26 protein-coding genes are annotated in these 26,283 nt (G+C 61.0%); 8 read left to right on the forward strand and 18 right to left on the reverse strand.

The genetic code is table 11. The features are described 5' to 3' along the window. Positions 1–55 precede the first annotated feature (55 nt). Entirely contained in the window at positions 56–295 is a 240-nt protein-coding gene (locus tag BLO49_RS07960; RefSeq protein ID WP_090646762.1) for a hypothetical protein, read from the forward strand. Positions 296–391: 96 nt separating this feature from the next. Here the strand turns inward: BLO49_RS07960 and BLO49_RS07965 are convergent, their stop codons facing one another. Both BLO49_RS07965 and hisS read right to left on the reverse strand, forming a co-directional pair. Then, the gene (locus tag BLO49_RS07965; RefSeq protein ID WP_090646765.1) at positions 392–2,479 is read right to left on the reverse strand and encodes a M13 family metallopeptidase; all 2,088 of its coding nucleotides are present in this window, start codon (positions 2,477–2,479) and stop codon (positions 392–394) included. 436 nt (positions 2,480–2,915) lie between these two features. Next, on the reverse strand, positions 2,916–4,385 hold the full coding sequence (gene hisS, locus BLO49_RS07970) for a histidine--tRNA ligase (protein WP_090646766.1): 1,470 nt from the start codon (positions 4,383–4,385) through the stop codon (positions 2,916–2,918). 179 nt (positions 4,386–4,564) lie between these two features. On the opposite strand from hisS, the gene BLO49_RS18395 reads away from it, so the two are divergent. The 3 genes from BLO49_RS18395 (at position 4,565) to BLO49_RS07980 (ending at position 5,916) form a co-directional block, all read left to right on the forward strand. Beyond that, on the forward strand, positions 4,565–4,735 hold the full coding sequence (locus BLO49_RS18395) for a hypothetical protein (RefSeq protein ID WP_170828259.1): 171 nt from the start codon (positions 4,565–4,567) through the stop codon (positions 4,733–4,735). A gap of 231 nt (positions 4,736–4,966) precedes the next feature. Then, positions 4,967–5,467 (forward strand): hypothetical protein, encoded by a 501-nt coding sequence (locus BLO49_RS07975; protein ID WP_090646769.1) that lies wholly within the window; start codon positions 4,967–4,969, stop codon positions 5,465–5,467. After that, a complete protein-coding gene (locus BLO49_RS07980; protein ID WP_090646772.1) occupies positions 5,467–5,916 on the forward strand; it encodes a hypothetical protein in 450 nt (149 codons plus the stop codon). The genes BLO49_RS07975 and BLO49_RS07980 overlap by 1 nt, the downstream gene beginning before the upstream one ends. Positions 5,917–6,138: 222 nt before the next feature. Here the strand turns inward: BLO49_RS07980 and BLO49_RS07985 are convergent, their stop codons facing one another. The 7 genes from BLO49_RS07985 to BLO49_RS08015 all read right to left on the reverse strand — a co-directional run bounded on the left by BLO49_RS07985 (position 6,139) and on the right by BLO49_RS08015 (position 17,377). Continuing rightward, positions 6,139–8,214 (reverse strand): protein-disulfide reductase DsbD family protein, encoded by a 2,076-nt coding sequence (locus BLO49_RS07985; protein WP_090646774.1) that lies wholly within the window; start codon positions 8,212–8,214, stop codon positions 6,139–6,141. A 179-nt stretch (positions 8,215–8,393) separates the two neighbouring features. Further along, positions 8,394–9,068: a hypothetical protein gene (locus BLO49_RS07990; protein ID WP_090647359.1), complete on the reverse strand. Its 675-nt coding sequence runs from the start codon at positions 9,066–9,068 to the stop codon at positions 8,394–8,396. An 80-nt stretch (positions 9,069–9,148) separates the two neighbouring features. Then, positions 9,149–11,398 carry a phosphoenolpyruvate--protein phosphotransferase gene (ptsP, locus tag BLO49_RS07995; protein ID WP_090647361.1) on the reverse strand — a complete coding sequence of 750 codons (2,250 nt, stop codon included), beginning with the start codon at positions 11,396–11,398 and terminating at the stop codon, positions 9,149–9,151. A gap of 200 nt (positions 11,399–11,598) precedes the next feature. Next, positions 11,599–12,195, reverse strand: coding sequence for a hypothetical protein (locus BLO49_RS08000; RefSeq protein WP_090646777.1), 597 nt, complete (start codon positions 12,193–12,195; stop codon positions 11,599–11,601). Between the two features lie 67 nt (positions 12,196–12,262). Further along, complete coding sequence (locus BLO49_RS08005; protein ID WP_090647364.1) at positions 12,263–13,948, reverse strand: methyl-accepting chemotaxis protein; 1,686 nt, start codon at positions 13,946–13,948, stop codon at positions 12,263–12,265. A 167-nt stretch (positions 13,949–14,115) separates the two neighbouring features. Continuing rightward, a complete protein-coding gene (locus BLO49_RS08010; RefSeq protein ID WP_090647366.1) occupies positions 14,116–15,804 on the reverse strand; it encodes a methyl-accepting chemotaxis protein in 1,689 nt (562 codons plus the stop codon). A 304-nt stretch (positions 15,805–16,108) separates the two neighbouring features. Next, positions 16,109–17,377 (reverse strand): aspartate kinase, encoded by a 1,269-nt coding sequence (locus BLO49_RS08015; RefSeq protein WP_090647369.1) that lies wholly within the window; start codon positions 17,375–17,377, stop codon positions 16,109–16,111. A gap of 129 nt (positions 17,378–17,506) precedes the next feature. Between BLO49_RS08015 and ubiG the strand changes: the two genes are divergently transcribed. The 3 genes from ubiG (at position 17,507) to BLO49_RS08030 (ending at position 20,630) form a co-directional block, all read left to right on the forward strand. Beyond that, positions 17,507–18,295 carry a bifunctional 2-polyprenyl-6-hydroxyphenol methylase/3-demethylubiquinol 3-O-methyltransferase UbiG gene (ubiG, locus tag BLO49_RS08020; RefSeq protein ID WP_090646779.1) on the forward strand — a complete coding sequence of 263 codons (789 nt, stop codon included), beginning with the start codon at positions 17,507–17,509 and terminating at the stop codon, positions 18,293–18,295. A 182-nt stretch (positions 18,296–18,477) separates the two neighbouring features. Next, positions 18,478–19,338 carry a peptide chain release factor N(5)-glutamine methyltransferase gene (gene prmC, locus BLO49_RS08025; RefSeq protein WP_090646782.1) on the forward strand — a complete coding sequence of 287 codons (861 nt, stop codon included), beginning with the start codon at positions 18,478–18,480 and terminating at the stop codon, positions 19,336–19,338. A gap of 287 nt (positions 19,339–19,625) precedes the next feature. Next, positions 19,626–20,630, forward strand: coding sequence for a DUF4167 domain-containing protein (locus BLO49_RS08030; RefSeq protein ID WP_090646784.1), 1,005 nt, complete (start codon positions 19,626–19,628; stop codon positions 20,628–20,630). Positions 20,631–20,800: 170 nt separating this feature from the next. On the opposite strand, the gene BLO49_RS08035 is transcribed toward BLO49_RS08030, so the two are convergent. The 4 genes from BLO49_RS08035 to BLO49_RS08050 all read right to left on the reverse strand — a co-directional run bounded on the left by BLO49_RS08035 (position 20,801) and on the right by BLO49_RS08050 (position 23,244). Next, positions 20,801–21,283 (reverse strand): DUF1178 family protein, encoded by a 483-nt coding sequence (locus BLO49_RS08035; protein ID WP_090646787.1) that lies wholly within the window; start codon positions 21,281–21,283, stop codon positions 20,801–20,803. Beyond that, entirely contained in the window at positions 21,280–22,107 is an 828-nt protein-coding gene (locus tag BLO49_RS08040; protein ID WP_090646789.1) for a carbon-nitrogen hydrolase family protein, read from the reverse strand. The genes BLO49_RS08035 and BLO49_RS08040 overlap by 4 nt, the downstream gene beginning before the upstream one ends. A gap of 1 nt (position 22,108) precedes the next feature. Beyond that, positions 22,109–22,363, reverse strand: a complete 255-nt coding sequence (gene grxC, locus BLO49_RS08045; protein WP_090646792.1) for a glutaredoxin 3 — start codon at positions 22,361–22,363, stop codon at positions 22,109–22,111. Positions 22,364–22,428: 65 nt separating this feature from the next. Then, positions 22,429–23,244: a ComF family protein gene (locus BLO49_RS08050; RefSeq protein ID WP_170828261.1), complete on the reverse strand. Its 816-nt coding sequence runs from the start codon at positions 23,242–23,244 to the stop codon at positions 22,429–22,431. Between the two features lie 15 nt (positions 23,245–23,259). Here BLO49_RS08050 and BLO49_RS08055 point away from each other — a divergent pair, with 15 nt between their 5' ends. After that, a complete protein-coding gene (locus tag BLO49_RS08055; RefSeq protein WP_090646797.1) occupies positions 23,260–24,159 on the forward strand; it encodes a methyltransferase domain-containing protein in 900 nt (299 codons plus the stop codon). Here the strand turns inward: BLO49_RS08055 and BLO49_RS08060 are convergent. From BLO49_RS08060 to BLO49_RS08080, 5 genes are all read right to left on the reverse strand, one after another. Beyond that, entirely contained in the window at positions 24,156–24,704 is a 549-nt protein-coding gene (locus BLO49_RS08060; protein WP_090646800.1) for a DUF3828 domain-containing protein, read from the reverse strand. The genes BLO49_RS08055 and BLO49_RS08060 overlap by 4 nt on opposite strands. 58 nt (positions 24,705–24,762) lie before the next feature. Then, the gene (locus tag BLO49_RS08065; protein ID WP_090646803.1) at positions 24,763–25,098 is read right to left on the reverse strand and encodes an excalibur calcium-binding domain-containing protein; all 336 of its coding nucleotides are present in this window, start codon (positions 25,096–25,098) and stop codon (positions 24,763–24,765) included. Positions 25,099–25,167: 69 nt separating this feature from the next. Further along, entirely contained in the window at positions 25,168–25,566 is a 399-nt protein-coding gene (gene mutT / locus BLO49_RS08070; protein ID WP_090646807.1) for an 8-oxo-dGTP diphosphatase MutT, read from the reverse strand. 1 nt (position 25,567) lies between these two features. Then, a complete protein-coding gene (locus BLO49_RS08075) occupies positions 25,568–25,996 on the reverse strand; it encodes a type II toxin-antitoxin system PemK/MazF family toxin (RefSeq protein ID WP_090646809.1) in 429 nt (142 codons plus the stop codon). Then, the gene (locus BLO49_RS08080) at positions 25,993–26,259 is read right to left on the reverse strand and encodes a type II toxin-antitoxin system Phd/YefM family antitoxin (protein WP_170828262.1); all 267 of its coding nucleotides are present in this window, start codon (positions 26,257–26,259) and stop codon (positions 25,993–25,995) included. Before BLO49_RS08080 ends, BLO49_RS08075 begins: the two co-directional genes overlap by 4 nt. Between the last annotated feature and the right edge of the window lie 24 nt (positions 26,260–26,283).

Raw genomic sequence — 26,283 nt, forward strand, 5'->3', positions numbered from 1 at the left:
GCCCGGCCTGCTCCGCCGGTGGAGAGTCGCCGGCATCCATTCGAGGTTTCGAGAGATGAAACGCCTGATCTTCGCCATTACCGCCGCTAGCCTGCTCACGCTTGCCCTGTGGATCGCCTTCCAGGCCGCCAGCCCGAATATGCGCGGTTTCGCCTATGCCGACCGTGACTGGAACCGCGACCTGGCTCTGGCGGGCAATGACCTGCCGGTGCTGCTGAAATATAATCCGACCGATGGCGCCAGCTATTCCGGCCAGGTGCGGACCTCGATGAAGCTGACCAGCGTGCAGCCGTAAGAAAAGCCCGCCTCCTGCGAGACGGGCTTTTGTGAGAACCGCGACGGCGGCGCGATTACCACCGTCACGATTCCGGGTTAAGGGTGCCTCGCACCCTTACCAGATTTTCACGCGATCGGCCGGTTTGACATAGTAGGTCTGGCCCGGCTTGACATCGAAGGCCGAATACCAGGCATCGACATTGCGCACGGCGCCGATGGCGCGGAACTTATCCGGCGAGTGCGGATCGGACGACACCAGAAACTTCAGGAAATCCGGCTGGTATTTCGACTGCCAGACCTGTGCGAAGCCTAAGAAGACCCGCTGGTCGCCGGTATAACCGTCGATGACCGGCGCCGGTTTGCCGCCGAGCGACATGTGGTAGGCATCGAGCCCCAGCAGCACGCCGCCGAGATCGGCGATGTTTTCGCCCATGGTCAGGCCGCCCTGCACACGAACGCCGGCCACCGGTTCGTAGGTGTCATATTGCGCGCCCAGCGCCTTGGTCTGGGCCTCAAACTTGGCGGCGTCTTCCGGCGTCCACCATTCCACCAGCGCGCCGGTCGAATCGTAATGACGGCCCTGGTCATCAAAGCCGTGGGTGATTTCGTGGCCGATGACCGCGCCGATGGCGCCGTAATTGACCGCCATGTCGGCCTTCGGATCGAAGAAGGGCGGCTGCAGGATGGCGGCCGGGAAGACGATTTCGTTCTTGGTCGGTGAATAATAGGCGTTGACGGTCTGCGGCGTCATTTCCCAGTCTTCTGGATCGATCGGCTGGTCGATATGCGACACCTGATAGGCCCATTCGAAGGCCGAGGAACGTTCGATATTGCCGTAGAGGTCATCGGCCTTGATGTTCAGGGCCGAATAGTCGCGCCACTTGTTCGGGTAACCGATCTTGACGCCAAAGGTGGAGAGCTTTTCCAGCGCCTTGGCCTTGGTGGGGGCGCTCATCCAGGTCAGGTTTTCGATGCGCAGTTTCATGGCCGCCAGCAGGCCATGCACAAGGTCTTCCATCTTGGCCTTGGATTCCGGCGGGAAGTAATCGCGGACATAGGCGCGGCCCAGCGCTTCGCCCATCTTGTCATCGGTCGTGCCGACGGCGCGCTTCCATAAGGGGCGTTGCTCGGCAATGCCGTACATGGTCTTGGAACGGAACTCGAAGCGGCGGGTATAGAAGCGATCCGACAGATAGGCAGAGCCCTGGTCGAGCGCGTTGAAGGCTTCCCAGGCTTTCAGGGTTTCCAGCGGGGTATCGGCATAGATCTTGGCGATCTTCGGAATGGCGGTATTCTGCGCCACGATCACCTTCTGCGCCTGTGAAACATGGGCCGCCGCGAAGAAGCCGTCCCAGTTGAAGCCCGGCGCGTAGGCATTGAGGTCTTTCAGCGCCATCGGGTTATAGGTCTTGGTGTCGTCGCGGCTTTCTATCTTGGTCCAGCTCACCTCGGCGATCTTCGTTTCCATCGCCACGATATCCTTGGCCGCCTGTTCGGCGCCGGGATAGCCGGCCATGGTCAGCATGTCCTTGATGTAGACCTCATAGGCGGCCTTCTTGTCGGCAAACCCGTCCTGCAGGTAGTAGTCGCGGTCGGGCAGACCCAGGCCGCCTTGCGACATCTGCAGGGCGCGGTAGCCCGGCTTCTTGGCGTCGTCATAGACAAAAATGCCGAAAAAGGCCGACCCGAAGGTTTCCGAGGTCGCGCCCATGAAGGCGGCCATGTCGTCCTTGTTTGAGATGGCGGCGATCTTCGCCAGTTCGGCCTGTGCCGGCTTGAGATCGAGCTGGTTTTTTAGGTCGACATTCATGGCCGAGCGGTAGAGGTCAGCGATCTTCAGGTCTTCGCCGGTCAGGTCGGTGCGGGCGGCCAGGCCGGTGACCAGGGCCTTGAGGCGCAATTCGGAGAGATCATAAAGGGCGTTGAAGCTGCCATAGCCGGGCTGGTCGCCGGGGATGACCATATTCTTCAGTGCCGTGCCGTTGGCGTAGTCGAAGAAGTCGTCGCCCGGCTTGATGGACTTGTCCATGCCGGCGGTATCGAAGCCCCAGGTGCCGTAGGTCTTGGCGACCGTGCTTTCCGGGACGGCAACGGCAGCCGGGGCTGCGGCAAAGGCCGGCATGGCGGCTATAGGGGCGCTCAGCAAGGCGGCCGCGACGGCCAATGAAGAAATAAGGGATTTGGCCAAGGGTTTAAAATGCATGTGGCTCTCCGGCAATGGACGGCCGGACTATCAGCGCGCCCCCAAAATCAGGTCCGCACATTGATACAGTTTAACAAAGCTGTCTCATGAACATTTGGTAATCTTGTTGCGAAAGTTACCGCCGCACCAGAATCGCCACTTTTTGACACACGCGTCACTTTTCTCGAATTTTCAGGGTAAAAAAAAGCCCGCCTGGGGGGATAAACCCGGCGAGCTTTTTATTCTGTAAATTAAAGAGCGTTTCCTCCCCGAAACGCCGGAGCTGACTTCTCTCTACGGGAAAAGTTCTGCTCTCTTGGAGTGGAGAAAACATTTTTTTGCCAGGACTGTCAACCGGTTTTGTCACATTACGTCAAAATTATTTCAGCAATGCGGCCATATTGTCTTTTAGCGTCAAAAATTAACCGGTATTGGGACCGCTACCATCCCGAATAGGTTACGATTCCACTATGGATTTCAGATGCTTGACGGCTTCGGCACGGGGCAGGGTTACCTGTCCGGGCCGACCTTCACGCCAGGCCTTATTGTCACTTATTTGCATCGCCAGGTCACGGCCGAGATCGAGATCCTTGATGGTCACCGTACCCGATTTTAGCTCATCTTCGCCGATCATGACCGCAGCGGGGCTGAATCGACGGTCGGCATATTTCATCTGCGCCTTCATGCCGGAACGGCCGAGATAGACTTCGGCTGGCAGACCGGCAGCGCGCAACTCGGCGGCGAATCCGAAATATTCGCCCATATCCGAATCTGAGAAGGCGATAATGACGATCGGCCCGCGGGCACCGCTGCGCTTGCCCGCATCGATCAGGCTGAGCGCCGCCGCCAGACGCGACACACCGAACGAGAAACCGGTAGCCGGCGTCTGCTGGCCGGTGAAACGCGCCACGAGATCATCATAGCGTCCGCCACCGCCGACACTGCCCATCTGGACCAGATTGCCCTTGTCGTCGCGCAGTTCACGCAGGAATTCAGCCTCGAACACCGGGCCGGTATAGTATTCCAGACCGCGCACGATGCCGGGATCGAAAATGGCTTCGTCTTCGCTAACGCCCATGGCCGAAACGGCGGCATTGATGCGCGCCAGGTCCTCCAGACCGGCCTGCCCTTCGGCCGAATTGGCGAGCACGGCCGCCAGCTTTTCGAGCACGCCGGAGCGGGTATCGGCCCCGCCGGCCAGAACGAAATCGAGCACCGGCTGGATGGCGGCGTCGGGCAGTTGCGCGCCCTTTGTATAGTCTCCGCTCTCGTCCTTGCGGCCGGCGCCGAGCAACAGGGCCACGCCTTCGGGGCCAAAACGGTCCATCTTGTCGATGGCGCGCAGCACACCCAGTTGTTGCCCTGAGTCGGTGACGCCAAGGCTCACCAGCAGGCCATTGAGCAGCTTGCGGTTATTGATGCGAATGCGCGCCGGCACATCGAGCGCCTTATAGCCGGCCACGGCCAGGGCGATCATTTCAGCATCGGCTTCCGGACGATCGGAGCCGATGATATCGGCGTCGCACTGCATGAATTCGCGCAGGCGGCCGGGGCCCGGCTTTTCATTGCGCCAGACAGGGCCGAAGGCATAGCGGCGGAAGGGCTTGGGCAGGGTTTCCCAGTTCTGCGCTACGAAACGGGCCAGCGGCGCGGTCAGGTCGTAGCGCAGGGCCATCCACTGATCGTCATCATCCTGCTGGGCGAAAACGCCGACATTTGGGCGGTCCGAATCGGGCAGGAACTTGCCGAGCGCATCGGCATATTCAAAGGCCGGGGTTTGCAGGGCCTCGAAGCCGAAATCCTCATACACCTTCGAGACGGTTTCGATCAGCCGGCGCTCGATGGCGATCTGGCCGCTGCGCTTATCGATAAAACCGCGCGGGCTGCGGGCTTCCGGACGGAAGGTAGTTTCGTTGTTCTGGGTCATGGCGGGCGAATTAAAGCATCCCGCCGCCGGAGACAAGCCGAAACAAAAACCCGTTCGCCTGCAAGGGGAAATAAGGACACAACGGTATTTTGACACTTAAGTCAAAAAAATGCGATCAACCCCTTCAAAATGCGGTAAAACAGTGTTATAAATATGGTTCCCTTAAGGAGGGCAAAACAATGAGTAAGTCGCATACAGCAGAGAACTTTTCGCGTTTTGTCGTAGCCATGGTCGTCGTCGTCGCCCTGATCGGCGCTGTCGTCTGGGCCTTCTCGACCTTCGACTCGATAGGTTGTGCCGCCGGTGTTCCGTGTCACAAGGGCGGTGAGCCCACGCACGTCAGTTACTGACGAAGCTCCAGGCTTCGCCATCCGTCATTTGCAGGAATGTCCTCCGGCTCAGTCCATGTGATCGAGCCGCTTGGCAGGTGCATTCCTGATACGCGGCCATTAACGCCGCTCCGTGCCCCATCGGAGCGGCGTCAGTGGTGTCTTTTGTAATGGCGTCACCTTTTCGTTAACGCTTTCTTGGCCGCCATATTGCATAGTGCCGGACAGTTTGTGTCACTCCCGGAGCGCGCCGTGAAACGTCCTCTCATTACCGCCTGTGTGGTCAGCCTGCTGCTGGCTTGCGGCGCGCCTGTTTTCGCCGCAGAGGCCGCCGCCGGTTCGCTGGCGAAAAGCGCCATATCGCAGGAACCCTTCTTCGCCGGGTTGGTGACAGAAGCCGGACGCCTGAAAGCCGAAACCGAAGGCTTCACGCCGACCCCCTCCCTCCTGACACACCCGGATTTCCAGACCTATGCCCAGGCGATCAGGGCTCTTTCCGCCGGTGACCTGCAGGGCCACATTACGCTGAAAGCGCGCGGCACCGACCGTGACCTGAAATGCATCCTCACCGGCCTGTCACGCGATCTGCCGATCAAGCTGACCGCGATAGAGGCGGCGAAAAGCGACGCCGACATGAAAACGGCGCTGAACAACATGGCAAGCCTGCTGAGCGACAATATCGATGTGATCATGACGCCGGCCACCGCCGATTCCGGGCTGGACTGCACCGTCGAATTCGGACCCGACGCCTGATGCGCCGCATTGCCGGGCTGGCCCTTATCGCGTTGCTCGCGCTTTCGGCCTGCGACAAGCCAAAACCGGCGGCCACGCCCGCTGCGCAAGGCACGTCCCTGCCGGCGAGCCAGACCGCCTTTCTGGCCATTCCCCGCACCGGCTCGGCCTCGGACGATTTTTGTACGAAATTCAAGACCTTTGACCGGTTTGAAAACTGGCAGGGCCGGGTGCAGGATCTGCGCATTTCGACGCTGGATGGCACGGCCGACCTGGAAATCAATATCGGCCAGGGTATAAGGCTGGAGGCCATCGTGGCGAAAAACGGTCCGGTCTATCCGTCATTGCTCAAGCTGGGCCTTGGACAGGCGATTATCGTTTCCGGTCAGTTCACCCACGCCAATAACGATGCCGACTGCCTCTATTATCGCGGCCCGTTCGGCGTGCATCTGACCGGTCTTAAGAGTTAAAAAGATAGAGTGATCCACAGATTACACAGATTACACAGATTTTTTAGTGCCAGATTTTTTAGCGCCTGACTGGCTTGGTGCGCATAGGCGGCACAAAAATCGGTGCTTTGCGCCCAGGCTAAGCTGGCCCCTATCCATAAGAGGCTGAACAATCTGTGCAATCTGTGCAATCTGTGGATACCCCTTCCCTTCTATGGAAAGGGAGGCGTGGAATGCCACAAGTTACTTTCCCCGGATCACCTTCACTACATCGGCGGTCTTGAGCAATTGCGGCAGGACCACCGGTTCGGCGTTATTGGGGCCATAATAGACATAGAGCGGCACGCCGGAGCGGCCAAACAGGGTCAGGTAACGGGCGATGGCGGCATCCTGATTGGTCCAGTCGCCCACCATATAGATGGTGTCGGTATCGGCCACGGCCTTTTCAAAATCCCCGGTGGTCAGGACCAGCCGCTCATTGACCTTGCAGGTGACGCACCAGGCGGCGGTCAGGTCGACGAAGACCGGCTTGCCCTCGGCGCGCAAACTCGCCAGTGTCTCGACGCTGAAATCCCTGTGCGGCAAAAGCCCAGACGGCAAAGACTGGATCTTTTCGGCGTGCGGCAGGGAAGCTGACAGCCCGCACAACACAAGCCCGCCCGCCAGCACCAGCGGCTTGACGAACTTCGGCAGCGGACTTTTCAGCACGGCGATAACGACCAGCGCCAGGGCGAAGATCAGCAGGATCAGGCCATACGGCTCGACCTGTTGCGCGAACACCCAGACCAGCCACAGGCAGGCGGCATACATCAAGAGAGACAGAACGTGCTTGAGGACATCCATCCACTTGCCGGGCTTCGGCAAGACGCGGGCGAAACCCGGCACCAGGGTAATCAGGAAGGTCAGGACAACGAACGGCAGGGCGAAACCGACACCTAAGCTCACGAACACGGCGAAGGACACCAGTCCCCCTTGCGCCAGGGCAACGCCGATGGCGGTGGCCATGAAGGGTGCGGTGCAGGGCGCGGCCACGACCACAGCCAGCACACCAGTCAGGAGGGCGCTGAGCCGCGGGCGTTTCGATGATACCTGGATGCCGCCCACCGCCTGCAGGGACGAACCGATCTCGAAAACGCCGGACATATTGAGCGCCACCAGCAGCATGACGAGGCTCAATCCGGCGGTGACATAGGGGGATTGAAGCTGGAAGCCCCAGCCGATCGACTGCCCGAAGGCGCGCGCCGCCATGAGGATCAGGGCCAGGCTGACAAAGGTAATGATGGTGCCAGCGCCATAGAACAGGGCTTCCTGTTGCGCCAGCCCCTTGTCATGGCCGGAGCGCGCCAGGCTGAGCAGTTTCATGGAGAGGACCGGGAAGACGCACGGCATCAGGTTGAGGATCAGCCCGCCGATAAAGGCACCGACGATGGCGATCAGGATGCCGGATAAGGAAGCAACCGCCTTGGCCTGGGACACGGCGCCAAGACCATGGACCGACGGATCAAGCGGAGCGCGGTTCAGATTGATGGCATAGGCTGTGCCATCCGCCAGTTTCAGCACGCCTGAGAGATCACCTTCCGGCAGGGCCGTTCCCGCCGCTTTTGTGCGCAAGGTAAAGCCCTTCGCGCCCATATCGAGCGCCTGCGGCACCGGTGCGCTGGTCATGCCACCCTGTGCGGGAAAGAAATAAGCCCCTTGCGCGGTTACATCCGCCATAGGGAAGCCGAGTTCGATTTGACCATTGCGCAGGTCGATGGTGGCGGCGGCAGAATTGGCGATAGGCAGGGCTTTGCGGGCCTTGTCTATAACAACGGCCTCGCTGCCCGGTTTGGGCGCACCCACCTTAAGATCGAGGCTGACATCGAGGCTTTCGGGGATACAGACATCGGCACAGACGAGGAAATCGACATGAGCCTTGATGGGCAGGGTGTCTCCCGCCGAGAGGCTGGAACCGTTATGCGCCGGGATCAGCAGGACCGTGCGGCCGGTAAAGCCATAGTTCATCAGGCCAAAGGCCGGCAGCAATTCCGGTGCCGGGAACTGCGCGTCCGATGTGGTCACGCCGTCCGGCAGGTTCCATTTGAATTTGGGCGGCAGGCCGGTATCGCCCGGATTGATCCAATAGGTATGCCAGCCGGGAGCCGGGGTATAATCGAGCGCCAGGATGATGTTGCCATTCGGCGCAACCGTGGCGGACTCGGCGATCAGGCGGGCGGTGATATGGGGGGACTTCCCTTCGATGGTGCCATCCTGGGCATTGGCCGGCAGGGCAAAAGCAAGCACGAAGAGACAGACAACAAACCGCAGAATTGAAGACACGCGCCACCCGATGAATTGGTTTCGCCTATCTATACGTCGAAGACCGCGTTTTGGTGACAGAAAATTTTTGGCGACGGCATATTGGAAAGTAAGAAGCCCCACCATCAACGCGCAAGAGAGCGTCGGTCCCCGGCCCCGGCCGCCCGCCTCCCCGGCAAGTCGGGGAGGTATAAGAAGGGTCAGGGCTCGACGGAGGTTTCGCAGTCACGGTTGCCGTTCATCCGCGTCACCCAGACCGGCTCGACATAGCGGTCGCCATCACGGAACCCCGGCGCGCAGCCTTCGGGGGTGCTTTTGCCGCTGCGGTTCTGGCCGGTCATGTCAAGCGACAGGCCCACGGACTGCGACGTGCCGCCGCGACGGCCCCAGCCACGCCCGTAACCGTAACCGTCATAGCCATAAGGATCGCCGTAATAGCCAAAGCCGCCATTCTTGCCGTAATCGGTCTGGCTGACAGCTATGCCCAAAGTGCCGCTTTCGCCAAGTGGAATGAGCGACGAGACATAGGCGCTGCGGTAACCGCCGGTGCCGACGGTCACGCTGGCCACGCCATGCACCTGGCGCCTGGCCCCATCATCATTATCGGCGGGCCACAGGGCGTCCTGATCGTCGGAGCGGCTGATTTTCGGGGAACGGGCGGTCCAGGCGGCCACCTGTTCCTCGGTGGTCAGGGGGCGCGACGCCTGCGATGCCTTGGCCTGCAAGTCCGCCTTGGCCTTGGTTTGCTCGGCCTCGGTCGGCAGCGGCGCCGGACGCGAGGCGGCGACCACCTCTTCATCGGCAGCAAAAGCGTAAGACGCCATCAAGGAACCGGCCGCCAGCGCCAAAGCGAGAGCAATACGGGATGCAACCATGACCAAACCCTCCAACCGGGCCATACTGTACCCGGTCTGCAACCAAATTATGGCCTTAATATATCCTTGAGGCAAGCGGCCTACATATCCAGATCGAGCTTGCGCGCCAGGGAGAGGATTTCGTTGCGCACGCTGCCATTGGAGCTGGTCATCAGCTTGGTAATCGCCTTGGCGGCGGCCTCGCGGTCGCATGACAGGATCATGCGCTTGACCTGACCAAGACCGGCCGGCGGCATGGAGAGACGCTCGAAACCCAGGGCGATCAGCACGAAGGCTTCCAGCGGCCGGCCGGCGATCTCACCGCACACCGATACCGGCGTGCCCGACTCCTTTGCCGCCTTCTGGATCATCGACAGGGCGGTCAGGAAGGGCGGCGACAGCGGATCGTAGCGATCCGACATCTTCGGATTGGTGCGGTCGGCCGCGAAAATATACTGCATCAGGTCATTGGTGCCGACCGAGGCAAAATCGACCAGCGGCAGCAGGGCATCGAGGTGGAACAGCAGGGACGGACACTCGATCATCACGCCCACGCGCAGTAGCGCCGGCAGGGCACGACCGCGGCGCTTGGCCCAGGCGCATTCGATATCGACCATTTCGCGCGCCTGGCGGAATTCATCGATCGAGGCCACCATCGGGAACATGATGCGCAGTTCGCGGCCACGCGCCGCCGTGATCAGGGCGCGAAGCTGCATCCGCAGCAGTGCCGGACGATCCAGCCCCATGCGGATGGCGCGCCAGCCAAGCGCCGGGTTTTCCTCGCGCTCCATCTCCATGTAGGGCAGGATCTTGTCGCCGCCGAGATCGAGCGTACGGAAGGTTACCGGCCGTTCGCCGGCGCCATCCATGATGCGCTCGTAAAGCTCGGTCTGGCGTTTCAGGCGCGGCAGGTCGTCGGACACCATGAACTGGAATTCGGTACGGAACAGGCCAATGCCTTCTGCCCCCGTCTCGTTCAGAATATCGATATCGAATTCCAGGCCGGCATTCATCAGCAGGGTGACGCGCTGGCCGTCGCGCGTGACCGCCTCGACGTCCTTGATCTTGCTGAATTCGGCGCGCTGGGCAGCACGGACCTCGATCCGCATCGTCGCCGCCTCGATGATATCCGGACGCGGCCGCAGGTAAGCTTCGCCGGTCTCGCCATCGACAATGACCGGGTCGCCCTGGCTGACCTTGTCGCGCAAGCCTTGCAGCCGGCCGACGCAGGGGATTTGCAGCGCGCGCGCCACGATGGCGGCGTGATTCGAGGCCGAGCCTTCTTCGAGCAGTATCCCCTTCAGGCGGGTGCGGTCATATTCGAGCAGGTCGGCCGGACCGAGATCGCGGGCGACGAGGATCGAATTTTCGGGAATTTCCCGGACCGTGGTGTTCTTGCCGGCCAGGACGCGCAGCAGGCGGTTGGCCAGGTCTTCGAGATCGTGCAGCCGCTCGCGCATATAGGCGTCGCGGGCATTGTTCAGCTTCGCCCGCTGCTCATTACGCACGCGGTCAACCGCCGCCTCGGCCGTCAGTCCGTTGCGCACGGCCTCGGTCAGGTTGCGCACCCAGCTCGTCGAGTGGGCGAACATGCGGTAGGTTTCCAACACGTCGAAGGTGGGCCCCGCCAGACCATGCGTGCCCTCGAACATGGCGTCGATCTGTTCGCGCAGGGTATCGATGGCGGCCAGCAGGCGCGCTTCTTCGGCCACCGAATCGTCGCTCAGCAGGTGCTCGGAGGTCACCGGCACCTCGTGCAGGATGACGACGCCCAAGCTGATGCCGTCGGCGAAGATCGAGCCCTTCAGGCGCTCCGGGCGCGACGGCGCCAGTTCGATGTCCTTCAGTTCTTCCAGGCCGACCAGTTCGCCCGCCGTCACGATCTCGGACAGCACCATGGCGATGATCTGCAGATCCTCGACCTCTTCTTCCTCGTACTTGCGCGCCGCCATGTTCTGCACGACCAGCACGCCGATGGTGCGGCCGCCGCGCAGCAGGGGCACGCCGAGGAAGGACTTGTAAGGGTCTTCACCGGTTTCCGGACGGTAGGAGAAGCTGGGGTGCGAGGTCGCGTCCATCAGGTTGAGCGGCACGCCGGCGCGCGCCACCTCGCCGACCAGACCTTCGGACAGCCGCATCCGCGTCTTGTGGACGGCGGCGGCGTTCAGGCCCTCGGTGGCAAACAGTTCCAGTTCTTCGGAAGTACGACGCAGATAGATCGAGCAGACCTCGGCCACCATGCTGGAGGCGATGATGCGCACCACCGTATCGAGGCGCGCCTGGGCGGACTGCCCCTCCTCCATCGTCTCGCGGATCTGGCGCAGCAGGCCGCGCTGGCCGCGAACAGCCATGAAGGGTTTCGGAATACCTTCAAACGGACCCAGTTTTACCACCCTAATATTCCTTCCGGCCCTTGGGGCGCCGATACGCGACAGGCGCTTATTCTGAAACCCTTTTCGCGCGCTGTCTAGCGGCACCCGTCGTCGCAGCGCAAGTCACGAAGGGGTTATAATCACATTGATTTAACAGTCTGATACAATTGGCCCGGCATTCATTGCGGCGGACGGATATCTATCTTGGCCAAAAAAATACGGAACAACACCATATCCCTTTCAAATCGGCCAGAAGTGGTCGTCAACGACGCCCGATAACTCAGGTACGGCGTCTGTAAATCCGGGTCGGAACTGGTATCTGCCCCCTTCCACCTGCCCGTAAAGGCAACGACATCGACCTCAATCACGCCATCCGCTTTTCTACTAATGCAGCTTACAGATCTATACCCTTTGAACGATAAATTTCTCTGGGCTGCCATAGGCTTGGCTGTTTGACACGAGGGCTGCAACTCTTCCCATGGTGTTTTCCAGAATGCAGAATTGTAGCTTGCGTACAGGCTAAGCGAACTGGCAGCCGGATCGACATGCGTCGAACCGCAGAGTGTGGATTGCGCATGATACCAGGCATAGAAGCCATGCGCATGATCGCCAGACAGCGCAGGACAGACTTTACCGCCCGCCGGAAAGGTCACGCGCATACCGAATTCGTCATTGTGAAATGTCCTGTCGCCCGCCGCCTGGCTGGAGACAGGACATCCGCTTAGCACCACAGCCCCCAAAAGCCAGGCCGCCATTTCTGATTTGCGCTGCTGCATCTCCCCCTCCGCACAACCAGAGGAGGACAATGCTGCGGTATTGTCAAATCAAAAGCAGCCAATCGAGCTAAGCCGCCTGCAACTGCTTCACGAAGTTCTGAACTTCCTTTTGCAAGTCGCCGGCCTGTTCGCTGAGATTACCGGAGAGGCCCATCAGTTGGGTGGACGCCGCGCCGGTCATTTCCGCCGCCCGGCCGACGCCGAAGATGTTCTCGGTCACCTGTTGCGTGCCGTCCGACGCTTTCACCGTATTGCCGGCGATTTCGTGCGTGGCCGCGCCCTGCTGCTCAACCGCCGAGGCGATATTGGCCGAGATATTGCGCATGTCGGTAATGGTGGCGACGATCTTCTCGATCGAGGCGACCGTGCGCTGGGTGGCCTCCTGAATCTGCGACACACGGTCGCCGATATCCTGGGTGGCGCGCGCCGTCTGGCTGGCCAGGGTCTTGACCTCGGAGGCCACGACGGCGAAGCCCTTGCCGGACTCGCCGGCGCGCGCCGCTTCGATGGTGGCATTCAGCGCCAGCAGATTGGTCTGGGCGGCGATATCGTTGATCAGGCTGACCACGGCGCCGATACCGGACGCCGCTTCAGAGAGGGCGCGGATTTCATGCTCCGTGCTGCCGATCTCACTGGCGGCTTCGCTGGCTACCTGGGCGGCGCGCAAAACCTGGCCGTTGATTTCGGAGACGGAGGCTGACATTTCCTCGGTAGCGGCGGCAACCGTCTGGACATTGACGGCGGCTTCCTCGGCGGCGCCCGAAACCACCATCGCCTGGCGGCTGGTCTCCTCGGCCGTAGCAGAGAGGCTCTGCGCCGCATCCGAGACTTCAGACGACGATCGTACAAAGGAATCGGCAAGATCGACCATCTTGCCCTGGAAGGTTTCGACCACCTGGCGCTCACGCTGGAGGCGCGCCAGTTCGGCGGCCTTGGCGGCCTCGGCGGCTTGGCGCAGTTTTACGCCCTCCGCAAGCCCCTGGCGGAAGGTTTCGAGGCTGCGGGCCATGCCGCCCAGTTCATCCCTGCGGTCCTGGCCGGGGACGGTGATATCAAGCGCGCCCTTGTCCATCTCGCTCATGGTGGCATTCAGCGCCGACAACGGCTGCACGATACCCATGCGCGTCACCATTATGGCCCCCACCATGACGATCACCAGGCCAAAACCAAGCCCCGCCCAGGTGATGCCGATGGTATGCTGCGTATCGGCACCGGCAGCGGCGGAGGCGGCGACATTGTCGGCGATGGTGTCATCGACCACCTGCGCCATGGTCTTTTCCAGTTGCGATATGGCCGGATCGCAGGTGGTGCGCATCAAACGCAGGGCATCGGCATCATCGCCGCTCTCGGCCAGGCGGCGGGTCTCGGCACAGGTCTCGTCGATGGCGGCATTATAGCTGGCCTGGATGCCCTGGATGCGTTTGGTTTCGGAAGGCAGCGCCTTCAGGGCCTCGTTGGTTTCCTTGGAGAAGGAGCTTTGGGCCAGTTTCAGTTCGCTGGTGGCGTCGGCTATATCCTGGGGATCATTGAAGGAGACCAGTTTGTAGAAGGCCGTCTGGACGCGCTGAATATTCTTGCTGGCGCGCTCCATATCGACCGCAGCCGTGCCCGGTCCGGAAATCACCCGGCCGTAATCGGCGCTGATGGCGCTCATGCGCGAGGTCGTGAAAAAGACCGCCGCAATAACGATGAGCGACAGAAAACCCAGCAGACTTAAGATCTTGCCCAGCATGGGCATGTTTTTGAACGACACGGACAACCTCAGAAGCGAAGGACGCATACGCTTGGATCTCGAACGGAACGCCCCCGGATTCGTCCGGACCGTCGATCTTCGTGCATGTCAGGTGATGTATTATGTAACGAACTGTAGTTAATGCCGGTTTAATTGTGGTAACGGCCAGACCTTATAATATCTCGGTTTCAGGCCGTGCGGAGTTGGCTGACGAACGCATCGACCTCGCGTTGCAGATCGTCGGCCTGGGCGGACAGAGTGCCGGAGAGGCCCATCAGCTGGGTGGAGGCCGCGCCCGTCATTTCCGCTGCCCGGCCAACACCGAAAATGTTCTCGGTCACCTGTAGCGCACCCGTCGAGGCACGGGCGGTATTGCCGGCGATTTCGTGCGTCGCCGCGCCCTGCTGCCCGACCGCCGAAGCAATGGCGGTGGAGATTGAACGAACATCGCCGATGGTGGCGACGATCCGGCCAATGGAGGCGACCGTGCGCTCTGTCGCGTCCTGAATTTGTGCGACCTTGGCGCCGATATCGCCAGTCGCCTTCGCCGTCTGGGTGGCCAGTTGCTTGACCTCAGAAGCCACGACCGCAAACCCCTTGCCGGCCTCGCCCGCGCGGGCGGCTTCGATGGTAGCATTGAGCGCCAGCAGGTTGGTCTGTGACGCGATATCGCTGATCAGACTCAGCACGGCGCCGATTTCCTCCGCCGCCTCAGACAGTTCGCGGATATCGGTTTCCGAGCGTGCAGCCTCGTTCGCGGCTTCGACCGTGACACCGGCGGCAGCGGTCACCTGGCTGTCGATCTCGCGGATCGAGACGGTCATTTCCTCGGTGGCGGCAGCGACCGTCTGGACATTGACCGCGGCCTCTTCCGCCGCGCCGGAAACCACCTGGGCCTGGCGGCTGGTTTCCTCGGCCGTGGCGGCCAGGCTTTGCGCAGCCTCGGAAACTTCGCGCGACGAGCGGACGAATGACTCCGCCAACACGCCCATTTTCGACTGAAAGCTGTCGGCGATGCGTTCGCGTTCGGCCTGCATCTTCTCGGCATTGAGCCGCTCGGCATCGGCGGCCTGGGCACGCAGGGCTTCGGTTTCCTGCAAACCCCTGCGGAAAATATCGGAGGCGCGCGCCATGGCGCCGATCTCATCCTTGCGGTCCTGCCCCGGCACCTCGACCGCCAGGTCACCGCCGGTCATGGCCGTCATGGTGCCGGTCAGGCTTTTCAGCGGCCGGACGATAAACATCAGGGTCATCCAGACCGCCAGGGCCAGAACGATTCCCAGCCCGGCGATGACGCCCGTCCATGACAGGCCGATGGTCTGGCGGGTTTCAGCGCCGGCAGCCGCCGAGGCCGCGGCATTATCGGCCAGGGTGTCATCGACGACCTTCGACATGGTGCTGGTCAGTTGGCCAATGGCCGGGTCGCAGACATCCTGAAGTTGCCTGACCGCGCCGGCGTCATTATCGGCATCGGCCAGTTCGCGGGTGGGCGCGCAGGCGTCATCTATGGCGGCCACATAGCTGGCCTGCATGTCGGATATGCGTTTCGTTTCAGCGGGCAAGGCTTTCATGGCCTCGCCGGTTTCCTGGGTAAAGGCGGCCTGGGCCTTTTTGAGGTCGGCCTCGGCCTTGGCCCGGTCCTGCGGACTCATGGCGACGGCCAGTTTGTAAAAGGCGGATTCGGAGCGTTCGATCTGGCGACTCGCGCGTTCCATATCGACTGAGGCGACGCCTGGCCCGGAGATGACCGCGCTGTAATCGGCGCCGATCTTCGCCATCTTGGTTGTGGTGAATGCGACGGCGGCAATGACGACGACGGCAAGCGACAACAGCATGGCCAGGGCCTTGCCGAGCATGGGTATATTCTTGAACGACACCGGAAACCTCATGAAAACAAGGACGGCATTCGCGCAGATGTCAGAGAAAGCAGGCCCCGGGTACGCTTACAGAGACGATCTTCGTGGATGTCCCGGCGAAAGGTAGAGCGACACGGTTAACAGCACCTTAAGGTTGTAAGGCGTGAGATTGGTCATTCTTTTTTGGAGTTTACTGTCGTGTATACGTCGCTGCGATGAGCCGAGAAGCATTGGCGTCCGAGCACCTGCTGCGACGTGTACACTTGTACACGAGCAAGGGCGCGCAGGACGACGGCGCTTCGCAGGCCATCGCAGTAGACTTAGATCAGGCGCCGATTTTGTCGAGGCCATAGGCCGCGTGGAGCGCGCGGACTGCCAGCTCGGTATAGGCTTCGTCGATCAGGACGCTGATCTTGATTTCCGAGGTCGAGATGACCTGGATATTGATGCCTTTTTCCGACAACGCGCGGAACATGGTCTCGGCCACACCGGTGTGCGAGCGCATCCCGACGCCGACGATCGAGATTTTCGACACGCCTTCGTCGACCTTGATGTCGTCGAAGCCGAGTTCCTCTTTCGCGGCCGTCATGATCTCGGCGGCGCGCTGGGCATCGCGGCGGCCGACGGTGAAGAGCTGGTTGGCGTATTCGCCAGAGCGCTTTTCCGACTGGACGATCATGTCGACATTAATATTGGCGGCGGCCAGGCGGCCGAAGACGGCGGCGGAGACGCCGATCTTGTTGGGCAGGCCCAGCAGGGTGATCTTGGCCTCATCACGGCTGTAGGCCACGCCGGAAACGATATGTTTTTCCACGATTTCTTCCTCGTCGCACACCAGGGTGCCTTGATCTAGGTTTTCGCCGGGTTCGACGAAGGATGACAGAACGCGCACAGGCATCCGGTAGGCCATGGCCAGCTCGACCGAACGGGTCTGGAGCACCTTGGCGCCGAGCGAGGCCATTTCCAGCATTTCCTCGAAGGAAATCTTCGGCAGGCGCTTGGCCTTGGCCTCGATGCGCGGATCGGTGGTGTAGACACCGTCGACGTCGGTATAGATGTCGCAACGGATGGCCTTGGCGGCGATGGCCACCGCAACCGCCGAGGTATCGGAACCGCCACGGCCGAGCGTTGTAATGCGGTCATCATCCGTCACACCCTGGAAGCCAGGGACCACGACGATCTGGCCGGAATTGAGCACATTGATCAGGTTGTCGGCCTCGAAATCGCCGATGCGCGCCTTGCCGTGCAGGTTGGAGGTCTTGATCGGCAACTGCCAGCCCATCATGGAGCGCGCCGGATAGCCGAGATTGCGCAGGGTCATAGCCAGAAGGCCTGCGGTCACCTGTTCACCGGAGGCCACGACCACGTCATATTCATCATCACTGTTGGCGTGAACTTCGGCGGCCTTGCCGGTGGGCTGGCCGGCGCCGTCTGTCCAGGCGACCAGTTCATTGGTCTTGCCGGCCATGGCCGAGACCACCACCGCTACCTTGTGACCGGCGTCAACCTCGGCCGCGACCAGCCGTGCCGCCCTGCGGATGCGTTCGAGGTCGGCCATCGAGGTGCCGCCGAACTTCATCACTAAACGCGTCATTTCGCCACTTTCTTTCTGACGGACAGGCATCTATCCTTGTCCGGACTTGTTGCGCGGCCTAATTAGCGGTTAAGCCCCTGTGCCGCAAGGCCGATTCCGGCGACAAAAGATGAGAAATGGGCAGCCAAAATGACCGAAACACTAAACAGTTTGGATTCAGGTTCCGCCGCCGGTTTCAGCATCGACGAAGGCGAAGTCTCGCGCTTTTCGGCCCTGGCCGCCAAGTGGTGGGATGTGAAGGGTGAATTCGCACCGCTGCACAAATTCAACCCGACACGCGTGAAATTCATCCGCGAGACCTGCCTGGACCATTTCGCGCTTGATTACCGCAAACGCGCGCCGTTCGAGGGCCTGCAACTGCTCGATGTCGGCTGCGGCGGCGGTTTGCTCAGTGAGCCGATGCGCCGGATGGGTTTCACCGTTACGGGGCTCGATGCCTCGGAAAAGAATATCGGTACGGCCAGCGCCCATGCGGCGCAAGGGGGCCTCGATATCCGCTACCTCAACCAGACGGTCGAGCAACTGGCTGAATCTGACGAGGTTCTGTACCACGTGGTCCTGACCATGGAGGTCATCGAACACGTCAGCGATCCGGAAGCCTTCCTCAGAACCTGCGCCTCTCTGGTCAAGCCGGGTGGCCTGCTGTTCGTGGCCACGCTCAACCGCACTGCCAAGGCCTATGGGCTGGCGATCGTCGGCGCCGAATATGTCCTGCAATGGGTGCCCAAGGGTACGCACGACTGGAAGAAGTTCCTGATGCCGGAAGAGATCCGCAGCTTCCTCGATGGCACGGAACTGATGCCGGAGCCCCCGGTTGGGGTCAGTTATAACCCGCTGACGCAGGAATGGGCCTTGTCGGACGATACCGATGTGAACTACATGGTGGTCGCGAAATATCCGGTTACGGCCGTTCTTTAACCAAGCAAGCAAGATACCCCACCACCCCGCCGCTGAAGCGGCGCGGTCCCCCTCCCCGGCAAAGCCGGGGAGGTATAAAAGAATGACTTTATTCTTGTACCTCCCCAACTTGTTGGGGAGGGGGACCATGAGCAAAGCGAAATGGTGGTGGGGTTTCTTGCTTTAGAAATCTGAAGAATCTCATGCCCCTTACTCTCGTCAAAGCCTGGACCGGCGCGCAGCAACGCCTCAAGGCCGCCTTTATCGACTCGCCGGCCATAGATGCGCGCCTGTTGCTGGAGGCAGCCACCGGCGCCACCCGCGCCGATATCCTGACCGATCCCTACCGTGAACTGACCGACGACCAGGTCAATACGCTGGAGGAGTTCCTGGCCCGCCGTGAAAAGCGCGTGCCGGTGGCGCGAATTCTGGGCCGCAAGGGCTTCTGGAAACTGTTGCTCAACCTCTCCGAACATGTGCTGATCCCGCGGCCGGAAACCGAGGTGATCGTCGACATGATCCTCAAGCGCAGCCAGCCGGGCGACGCCTTCCAGTTGGCCGATCTCGGCACCGGCTCCGGCGCCATCCTGCTGTCGGTGCTGTCCGAGCGCCCTGCGGCGAAAGGTCTCGGCACCGATATCAGCGAGGACGCCCTGGCCGTGGCGCGCGACAATGCCGCCAATCTCGGCCTGTCGCACCAGACCGCCTTCCTGCGCACCTCGTGGGGCTCGGGCCTGCATGACGGCACCTTCGATATCGTGGCCTCGAACCCGCCCTATATCCGTTCCGACGTGATTCCGACCCTGGAGCCCGAAGTCAAGGAGCATGATCCGATTCTCGCACTCGATGGCGGCGCATCGGGGCTGGACGCCTATATCGAGCTGGCGCCGGAGATTTTCCGCCTGTTGAAACCGGGCGGCATGGCCTATCTCGAAATCGGGTTCGACCAGGCGATGGATGTGGAAAACCTAATGAGATCAGCGGGTTTTGATGACGTCACAACCTATCTCGATCTCTCCAACCTGCCGCGCGTGGTGACAGGTCAGAAACCGCATCAGGGCTGACATAAAATTCCGCTTGGCAGAAAGCTTCGGAAAGGCTAGACATAATCGTCTTCCTCACATCGCAGCAGGCCCGGCCTAAAACAGACGGTATGAACGCGGCGGAGGACTGTGAGAGCGCGAGGTTTCTTCGGGTCATAAAAGGCCCCCGCGCCCCTTAAAGCCAGGACAATTGCAAGGTTCAGGACCGCTCGACACGACGATAGCCAACGGTCCGACCTGACATTTATGCACATATTTCGCCGCCCCAGGAACAGACCGGGCGGAGCGTAAGAGAGACGAAATTACCGATGAAAGACTTCAGGGGCATGAAACGGCAACGCAGCCGTAACCGCAAACCCGCCGGCAATTCAAACAATCCCAATCGCGCCTACGAATCGAACGGGCCGGAAGGCACCAAGGCGCGCGGCAACGCCCAGACCATTTACGAAAAATACCAGCAACTGGCGCGCGACGCCAATTCCGCCGGCGACCGCGTACTGGCTGAAAACCACCTGCAGCACGCCGAACACTATTTCCGCATGATCCGCCAGATGCAGCCGACGCGGCCGGTCTCAGAATTCGTACAGCGCGATCCGTTCTCCAGCGGCTTCGACGACGATTACGAGGATGTGGAAGTAGAGGCCACCGACACGGAATCCGACGCCTCCGGCGACGAGCAGCCCTCGGACGAGCCCCGTTATGAAAACCGCGAGCGCGACAATCGCAATAACCGAGACAATGGCGACCGCAATCGTGACCGTAACAACCGGGACCGCGACCGCGGCGACCGTAACTTCAAGGACCGCGACCGCGGAGAACGCAATAACGAACAGCGCAGTTTCGAGCCGCGCAATAATAATCAGCCGCGTGATTCCGAACCGCAATATGACGAGAACGGTAACCGCCGCGAAACCCGCCGTGAGCGCTATGAGCGCCGCCGCCAGCAGCGTTTTGCCGAGCAGGAAGCCAATATGAACGCGCCCGTAAATGTTTCGGCGCCCGCCGCTGAATATACCGCGCCGGCCTTTATCGCCTCTACTCAGCCCTTGGGCGCCAGGCCGGCGGCGCAAGCCGATCTCGGTTTTGAGGCGCCAGCCGCCGAAGCGCCGCCGAAGCAAAAGCGCGAACGCCCGGAACGCAAGCCGCGCGCCGAGGCTTCGGATGATGTGTCGCAATTGCCGGCCTTCCTGCATCGGCCCGCACCGGTCACCGGCGCCCCAGTGGCCGGTGACGCGCCTGCGCCGGAACCGGAAGCCAAGCCGAAGCGCACCCGGAAGAAAAAAGAAGACGCCAGCGCGTCCGAAGAAGCCTAAAAAAAAGCCTCCGATGAAAATCGGAGGCTTTTTTACTTAATCTCCCCCTCTTGGAGGGGGAGGTGGCACGTAGTGCCGGAGGGGGTAAATGCCAGAACCTGTTACCTTACCCCCTCTTGAAAATTGCTACTCGCAATTTCCAAGCTCCCCCTCCAAGAGGGGGAGATTATTTAATTCAGCTTCTTATCAATAATCGATGCAACAGGCATCACTGGCGGAATTTTCGCCTCCCCGTCTGTTGCCGGCGAAAAAACCGGCACAGCCGCCACGGGCACGCCATCCTCAACCAGCCCCTTGACCTCGTCCGGCGTCGCCTCGCCATAGATCGGCCGTTCCGGCGTCAACCCCTCGTGCATGTCGCGCGCCTCGCTGGCAAATGCCTTGCCGACATAATCATGCGTCGTCTCGACATGGCGACGCAGGCGATGCAGGGCCTCGGCCACGGCCTGCTGCGCTTCCGCCAGCGATTGCGGCGCCTCCCTGCCCTTGGTGGTGCGCACCATCGGCGCCATGATCGCCTTGGTCACCGCTTTCGAGCCGCACATCGGGCATTCGACCAGTCCCTTGGCCACCTGCTCGTCAAAGCCATCGGATGACGAAAACCAGGCTTCGAACTCGTGTTCGACAATACACTTCAACGCGTAACGGATCATACTCGGAACTCTCTGTCGTGCTGCAAGCTCGGCAGGGCCTGCCGCGCACGGGTCACTTCAGTGAAATCGATACTGGCCTCCAGAACCGCCGGGCGGTCATGGTCCAGCCGGGCGATAACCTCGCCCCAGGGCGAGATCACCATGGAATGGCCATAGGTGGTGCGGCCGTCCTCGTGCAGACCGCCCTGCGCCGGGGCTAGCACGAAACAGCCGGTCTCGATGGCGCGGGCCCGCAGCAGCACCTCCCAGTGCGCCCGGCCGGTCGGCACCGTAAAGGCGGCGCAGACGGCGATCATGTTGGCGCCCTGCCGCGCCAGTGTGCGATGAAGGTGCGGGAAACGCACATCGTAGCAGATGGTGAGGCCCAGACCGCCCCACGGCGTGACGGCGACGGCCGCCGCCTCCCCCGGCCGCATGGTGGCGCTTTCGCGGTAGGACCGGCCATCGGGCGTATCAGCATCGAAGAGATGGATCTTGTCATAACGGGCGACGATCTCGCCGCTGGCATTGATCAGCAGGCTGCGATTGGCGGCCCTTTCGTCAATCTCCGACTTTACAATGGCCGAACCAATCAGGATTTCAACACGCAATGACTGCGCCAGCTCGCGCACGCCCTGGATAAAAACATCCTCAGCCTCGGTCGTCACCACCTGCGCCTTATGCTCCTTGCGCGCCTCCATCAGATTGGCGCATTCGGGCAGCAGGATAAGCTGCGCGCCATTGGTGGCGGCTTGCAGGATCAGCGGACGCGCATGATCCAGAGCCGCCGCCGGCGTGGCCGGGGTGCGCGTCTGGATCAGGGCGAGGTTGAGGATGTCGGTCATGCTATGCCGCCAGCAGCGGATCGAGACCGCCGCGGGCATTCAGCGCCATCAGGTCATCGCAGCCACCGACATGGGTGCCGTTGATGAAGATCTGCGGATAGGTATAGCGCCCGGAACGTTCGTTCATTTCGGCGCGCAGGGCGGGATCGTGCGAGGCGACGATCTCGTTATATTCGGCGCCCTTTTCTTGAAGCAACGCCTTGGCGCGCTCGCAATAGGGGCAATAGGGCTTGGTATAGATATCGATCTTTGACATGAGGCACTCGGTACAAAATGAAACTGAATCGAGAATATAGGAAAACGTGTAAGAATTTAAAGCGGTTAATGTTTTACCGCCCTTGCCAGCACGCACACATCCACTGACGCCGCGCCGGCTTTCAGCAGGGTGGCGGCACAGGCACGAAGCGTGGCGCCGGTGGTGAACACGTCATCGATCAAGACGATCCGCTTATCCCTGATGCGTTTCTGATCGCGCGCACTCACCGCGAAGGCGCCGCGCACATTTTCCCAGCGCGCCTGGGCGCCCTTGCCGCGCTGATGAGTCTGGCGGGTGCGTTTCAGGGTATTGCCAAGATAGGTCCGGCCAAGACGCCGCGCCACTGGCCGGGCCAGTTCGGCGGCCTGGTTGAAGCGGCGATGCAGCAGCCGCAAGGGGTGCAGCGGCACCGGCATGACGATATCGGCCTCAGCGATGATATTGGCACCCGCGCGTTCCAGCCAGCGGGTCAGCATGGGGGCGAGATCGAGCCGGTCGCCATTCTTGAAGCCGAGGATCAGGCCACTGACCGCTTCATCATAGATACAGGCGGCGCGGGCACGGCGAAACGGGAAGGGCTTTTCGGTACAGTCATCGCAGTGTGAACCCGCGCCCAGAAACAGGCCGCCCTCAAACGGCCGGGCGCACATATCGCAGCCATCATGATCGAGGAAGCGGATACGCGACCAGCCGGCGGCGGCCAGTCCAGCGCCCATCAGGGCCTCCGGTGGCGCGTCTTCCACGCTGTCAAAGCGGTGCGGCGGGAAAACCGTATCAAGCGCGTGGGCCAGGGAGGCGCGGATATGAGCGGCGGTCAGGCGGTCATCGACAAAAGCCTTAACCTCTGAGCGGATTTGGCCTAAACGGGAGGCTAGTCGCATATAGAGTCCCCCACCATGTCGCTGCCTCCCCGCCTTTTCGATCGTTCGCTTCTGGCCCACCGACTTGATCGCGCGGCCGGCGGCTTTACGCAAGCGCATTTTCTGCGCGAACGGGCGGTGGAAGACCTGATCGAGACGCTCTCCGCCATCAACCGGCAATTCGATGTGGCGCTCGACATGGCCGCGCGCGACGGCGCCTTTGGTCGGGCGATTGCCGGCACACCGGTCGCCGACAAGATCGACATGCTGATTGAAGGGGAGTTGTCGGAACGGCTTTCCGCGCAGCAGTCAGGTTCGGCACGGCTGGTGATGGATGAGGAAGCCCTGCCCTTTGGCGACGATAGCCTGAACCTGGTGGTCAACGCCCTGGGGCTGCATACGGTCAATGATCTGCCGGGCGTATTGGTGCAGGTCAGGCGGGCGTTGAAGCCGGATGGCCTGTTTATCGGCTCCCTATTCGGCGGCGAAACCCTGACCGAACTGCGCGCCTGCCTGATGGAGGCCGAGCTTGAGGTGCGCGGTGGCTATGGCCCGCGCATTGCCCCCTTCGCCGAAAGCCCGGATCTGATCGACCTGCTGAAACGCACCGGCTTTTCCATGCCGGTGGTCGACTCAGACCGCGTAAGCGTCAGCTATGAGCATCCCTTGCGCCTGATGGCCGACCTGCGGCTGATGGGCGAGAGCAATATCCTGCTCAAGCGGCCGCGCAAGGGCCTGAACCGCGCCATTCTGGAAAAAGCCTCCGCGCTTTATTTCGGCCGCCATGCCGATGCTGAGGGACGCATTACCGCCACCTTCGAGATCATCACGCTTTCCGGCTGGAAAGCACATGACAGCCAGCAAAAGCCGCTGCGGCCGGGCTCGGCGAAGATGCGCCTGGCGGACGCTTTGGGCGTCAAGGAAGGCAAGCTTTAAAGCGAACTGGCCTCGGCGTTCGATTTGACAAGCCAGTCATGCAGGCTGGGCATGTCCTTGGTGGCGATATCGTGAATACGCCAATCATCGCCCTCCTTCACCAGATCATAGGTAAATTTGCGGGGCTTTCGGGCTTCCGCACTAAAGGCAGCATCAGTTTCCGTGACGATGATATTTGCCCTGGCCGCTGCGGCTGATATTTTTTCAATTTTGATATCGGCTGACAGCTTGCCGAAGTCCTGACAACCGCAAACCGGATCACCATCCAAGGCGCCAACCTCGCCATTGGCCAGACGGCTGTCTTCAGCCATGAGCGCGACCATTTCCTTGTCAAACCATTGCGACGCCTGATCGCCCGTCGGTGAAAAGGAAGTATTAGTCGCATCACCGTTATAATGGGAATAAAGTCGGGCCAGAAAGGCTTCCGGTGCCGGAGCCGCAACTGACGATGAAATGGCAGTGGACGAAGTTCCAGCCGGTACTTTATCGCACGCTGAAAGACTGCACATCACAGCCAATACTATTCCGACAGGAATTGATTTCATACGCCCCTCCTCAGATTTGAAGGGGCGTTAACATATTCCGGCTTTTTGGCCATGCTGCTCAGACGGCGCAGGCAATGCCCTTGTGTCGCGGATCAAGATAAGACCAGTAGCCGGGCTCGCCGCGACGCGCCGGCGCCAGATGGACCACGCGGGCGATATCACAGCCGCCGCTGGCCGCCAGATGGCGCAGGGTGGTCGGCACATCCCACGGACTGAACTGGGTCAGAGCCAGATAAAGGCCCAGGCCGATCAGAACGAACGTACTGATCAGTTTCAGGCGATCGGAAATCTCGCTCTGCGCGCTCAGGCGTTTCGAGTTTGCGCCCAGGCGTTGCCGCAGGAATTGGGCGTCGTGTGTTTCAGACTGTCTTCCGTAACTTGGTCCATGCGTCATTGCCCGGCCCTCCGGATAACCAGGTTACACCGAAGGCTCTAACAGTGGGTTTTCAAAAACACTTAACGATCAGATAAAATCGCGCAGCCAGGCGACCAGCGGATCATCGGCCGGCGGCATGGGATACTGGCCCATATCATTGGGGCGCACCCATTTTAGCGCCTTGTGTTCCTTCGATTCCGGCTCGCCTTCCCAGCGACGGATCAGGTAAAGCGGCATCAACAGGTGAAAGGTTTCATAGGTATGGGAGGCGAAGACGAACGGCGCCAGGCACGCCTGTTTGACGACGATGCCAAGCTCTTCCTCCAGTTCGCGGATCAGGGCGGTTTCCGGCGTCTCTCCGGGCTCGACCTTGCCGCCTGGAAATTCCCACAGACCGGCCAGTTGCTTGCCTTCCGGCCGCTGGGCGATCAGCACCCGGCCATCGGAATCCACAAGGGCAGCGGCAACAACGAGGATGGTTTTCATATCAATCACGCTTTACGATACGGGTCCGATGCTGTTGTGCGGCTGACAAGACCGACTGCCGGACCTTTTCAAACAGGTTTGGCGGCAAGAAGCCATAGGCAAAACCATTTGTGCCGCCTTTGACAGGGCGCAGGTCGAAGCCTGGCCAGACGAATTGATTGAGCTCATCCGTGATGATCCAGGACGGCTGGTCATCCAGCCCCAAATGCGTCTTCACCCGTGGCGGCAGTTCGACGGCTGCGTCGAATGCCGGCCTACTGTGTGTAACGGGCGCCAGGCTCACCAGGGTGCGATCATCTGCCTGTTCGACGGCCAGTATGATAACGCACGGCCTGTCTTTTCGCCCTTCCTGCTGACCGGCGCGATCTTCATACCGCCAGACATAGGCATAGGAAATGACCAGGCCCGGTTCAGGCTTTGGCAGGCTCATTCGTCCAGAAGCGCATTCAGGTGGTCGTGCCGGTCATCCATCCGGGCATTGTGCAGTGCCTGCAAGGTCTCGGCGGGCACTTCATGGGCGGCATAGGCTCTGGGTAACATGGCTTTCAGGCGCTGATAGGTCTCGTAGTCCTCGCTGGACAGGAAATAACCGGCTATGCGTTCATGCGACGTCACCGCCACCGGCTCCCGGTGGACGGCTTCGCGGTAGCGTCCAAAATTCTTGGCAAATTCAGTAGCGGTAACCGTAACCATTGGCAGCCTCCATATTGTGCATTA

Origin of the sequence: Asticcacaulis taihuensis (assembly GCF_900100255.1) — a bacterium.
In the GTDB taxonomy this organism is placed as follows: Bacteria; Pseudomonadota; Alphaproteobacteria; order Caulobacterales; family Caulobacteraceae; genus Asticcacaulis; species Asticcacaulis taihuensis.

What these genes read in the sequence shown, in the direction of transcription:
- BLO49_RS07960 (WP_090646762.1), top strand. Translation starts at nt 56, where the DNA reads ATGAAACGCCTGATCTTCGCCATTACCGCCGCTAGCCTGCTCACGCTT.
- BLO49_RS07965 (WP_090646765.1), bottom strand. Translation starts at nt 2,479, where the DNA reads ATGCATTTTAAACCCTTGGCCAAATCCCTTATTTCTTCATTGGCCGTC.
- hisS (WP_090646766.1), bottom strand. Translation starts at nt 4,385, where the DNA reads ATGACCCAGAACAACGAAACTACCTTCCGTCCGGAAGCCCGCAGCCCG.
- BLO49_RS18395 (WP_170828259.1), top strand. Translation starts at nt 4,565, where the DNA reads ATGAGTAAGTCGCATACAGCAGAGAACTTTTCGCGTTTTGTCGTAGCC.
- BLO49_RS07980 (WP_090646772.1), top strand. Translation starts at nt 5,467, where the DNA reads ATGCGCCGCATTGCCGGGCTGGCCCTTATCGCGTTGCTCGCGCTTTCG.
- BLO49_RS07990 (WP_090647359.1), bottom strand. Translation starts at nt 9,068, where the DNA reads ATGGTTGCATCCCGTATTGCTCTCGCTTTGGCGCTGGCGGCCGGTTCC.
- ptsP (WP_090647361.1), bottom strand. Translation starts at nt 11,398, where the DNA reads ATGGCTGTTCGCGGCCAGCGCGGCCTGCTGCGCCAGATCCGCGAGACG.
- BLO49_RS08000 (WP_090646777.1), bottom strand. Translation starts at nt 12,195, where the DNA reads ATGCAGCAGCGCAAATCAGAAATGGCGGCCTGGCTTTTGGGGGCTGTG.
- BLO49_RS08015 (WP_090647369.1), bottom strand. Translation starts at nt 17,377, where the DNA reads ATGACGCGTTTAGTGATGAAGTTCGGCGGCACCTCGATGGCCGACCTC.
- ubiG (WP_090646779.1), top strand. Translation starts at nt 17,507, where the DNA reads ATGACCGAAACACTAAACAGTTTGGATTCAGGTTCCGCCGCCGGTTTC.
- prmC (WP_090646782.1), top strand. Translation starts at nt 18,478, where the DNA reads ATGCCCCTTACTCTCGTCAAAGCCTGGACCGGCGCGCAGCAACGCCTC.
- BLO49_RS08030 (WP_090646784.1), top strand. Translation starts at nt 19,626, where the DNA reads ATGAAAGACTTCAGGGGCATGAAACGGCAACGCAGCCGTAACCGCAAA.
- BLO49_RS08035 (WP_090646787.1), bottom strand. Translation starts at nt 21,283, where the DNA reads ATGATCCGTTACGCGTTGAAGTGTATTGTCGAACACGAGTTCGAAGCC.
- BLO49_RS08040 (WP_090646789.1), bottom strand. Translation starts at nt 22,107, where the DNA reads ATGACCGACATCCTCAACCTCGCCCTGATCCAGACGCGCACCCCGGCC.
- grxC (WP_090646792.1), bottom strand. Translation starts at nt 22,363, where the DNA reads ATGTCAAAGATCGATATCTATACCAAGCCCTATTGCCCCTATTGCGAG.
- BLO49_RS08050 (WP_170828261.1), bottom strand. Translation starts at nt 23,244, where the DNA reads ATGCGACTAGCCTCCCGTTTAGGCCAAATCCGCTCAGAGGTTAAGGCT.
- BLO49_RS08055 (WP_090646797.1), top strand. Translation starts at nt 23,260, where the DNA reads ATGTCGCTGCCTCCCCGCCTTTTCGATCGTTCGCTTCTGGCCCACCGA.
- BLO49_RS08060 (WP_090646800.1), bottom strand. Translation starts at nt 24,704, where the DNA reads ATGAAATCAATTCCTGTCGGAATAGTATTGGCTGTGATGTGCAGTCTT.
- BLO49_RS08065 (WP_090646803.1), bottom strand. Translation starts at nt 25,098, where the DNA reads ATGACGCATGGACCAAGTTACGGAAGACAGTCTGAAACACACGACGCC.
- mutT (WP_090646807.1), bottom strand. Translation starts at nt 25,566, where the DNA reads ATGAAAACCATCCTCGTTGTTGCCGCTGCCCTTGTGGATTCCGATGGC.
- BLO49_RS08075 (WP_090646809.1), bottom strand. Translation starts at nt 25,996, where the DNA reads ATGAGCCTGCCAAAGCCTGAACCGGGCCTGGTCATTTCCTATGCCTAT.
- BLO49_RS08080 (WP_170828262.1), bottom strand. Translation starts at nt 26,259, where the DNA reads ATGGTTACGGTTACCGCTACTGAATTTGCCAAGAATTTTGGACGCTAC.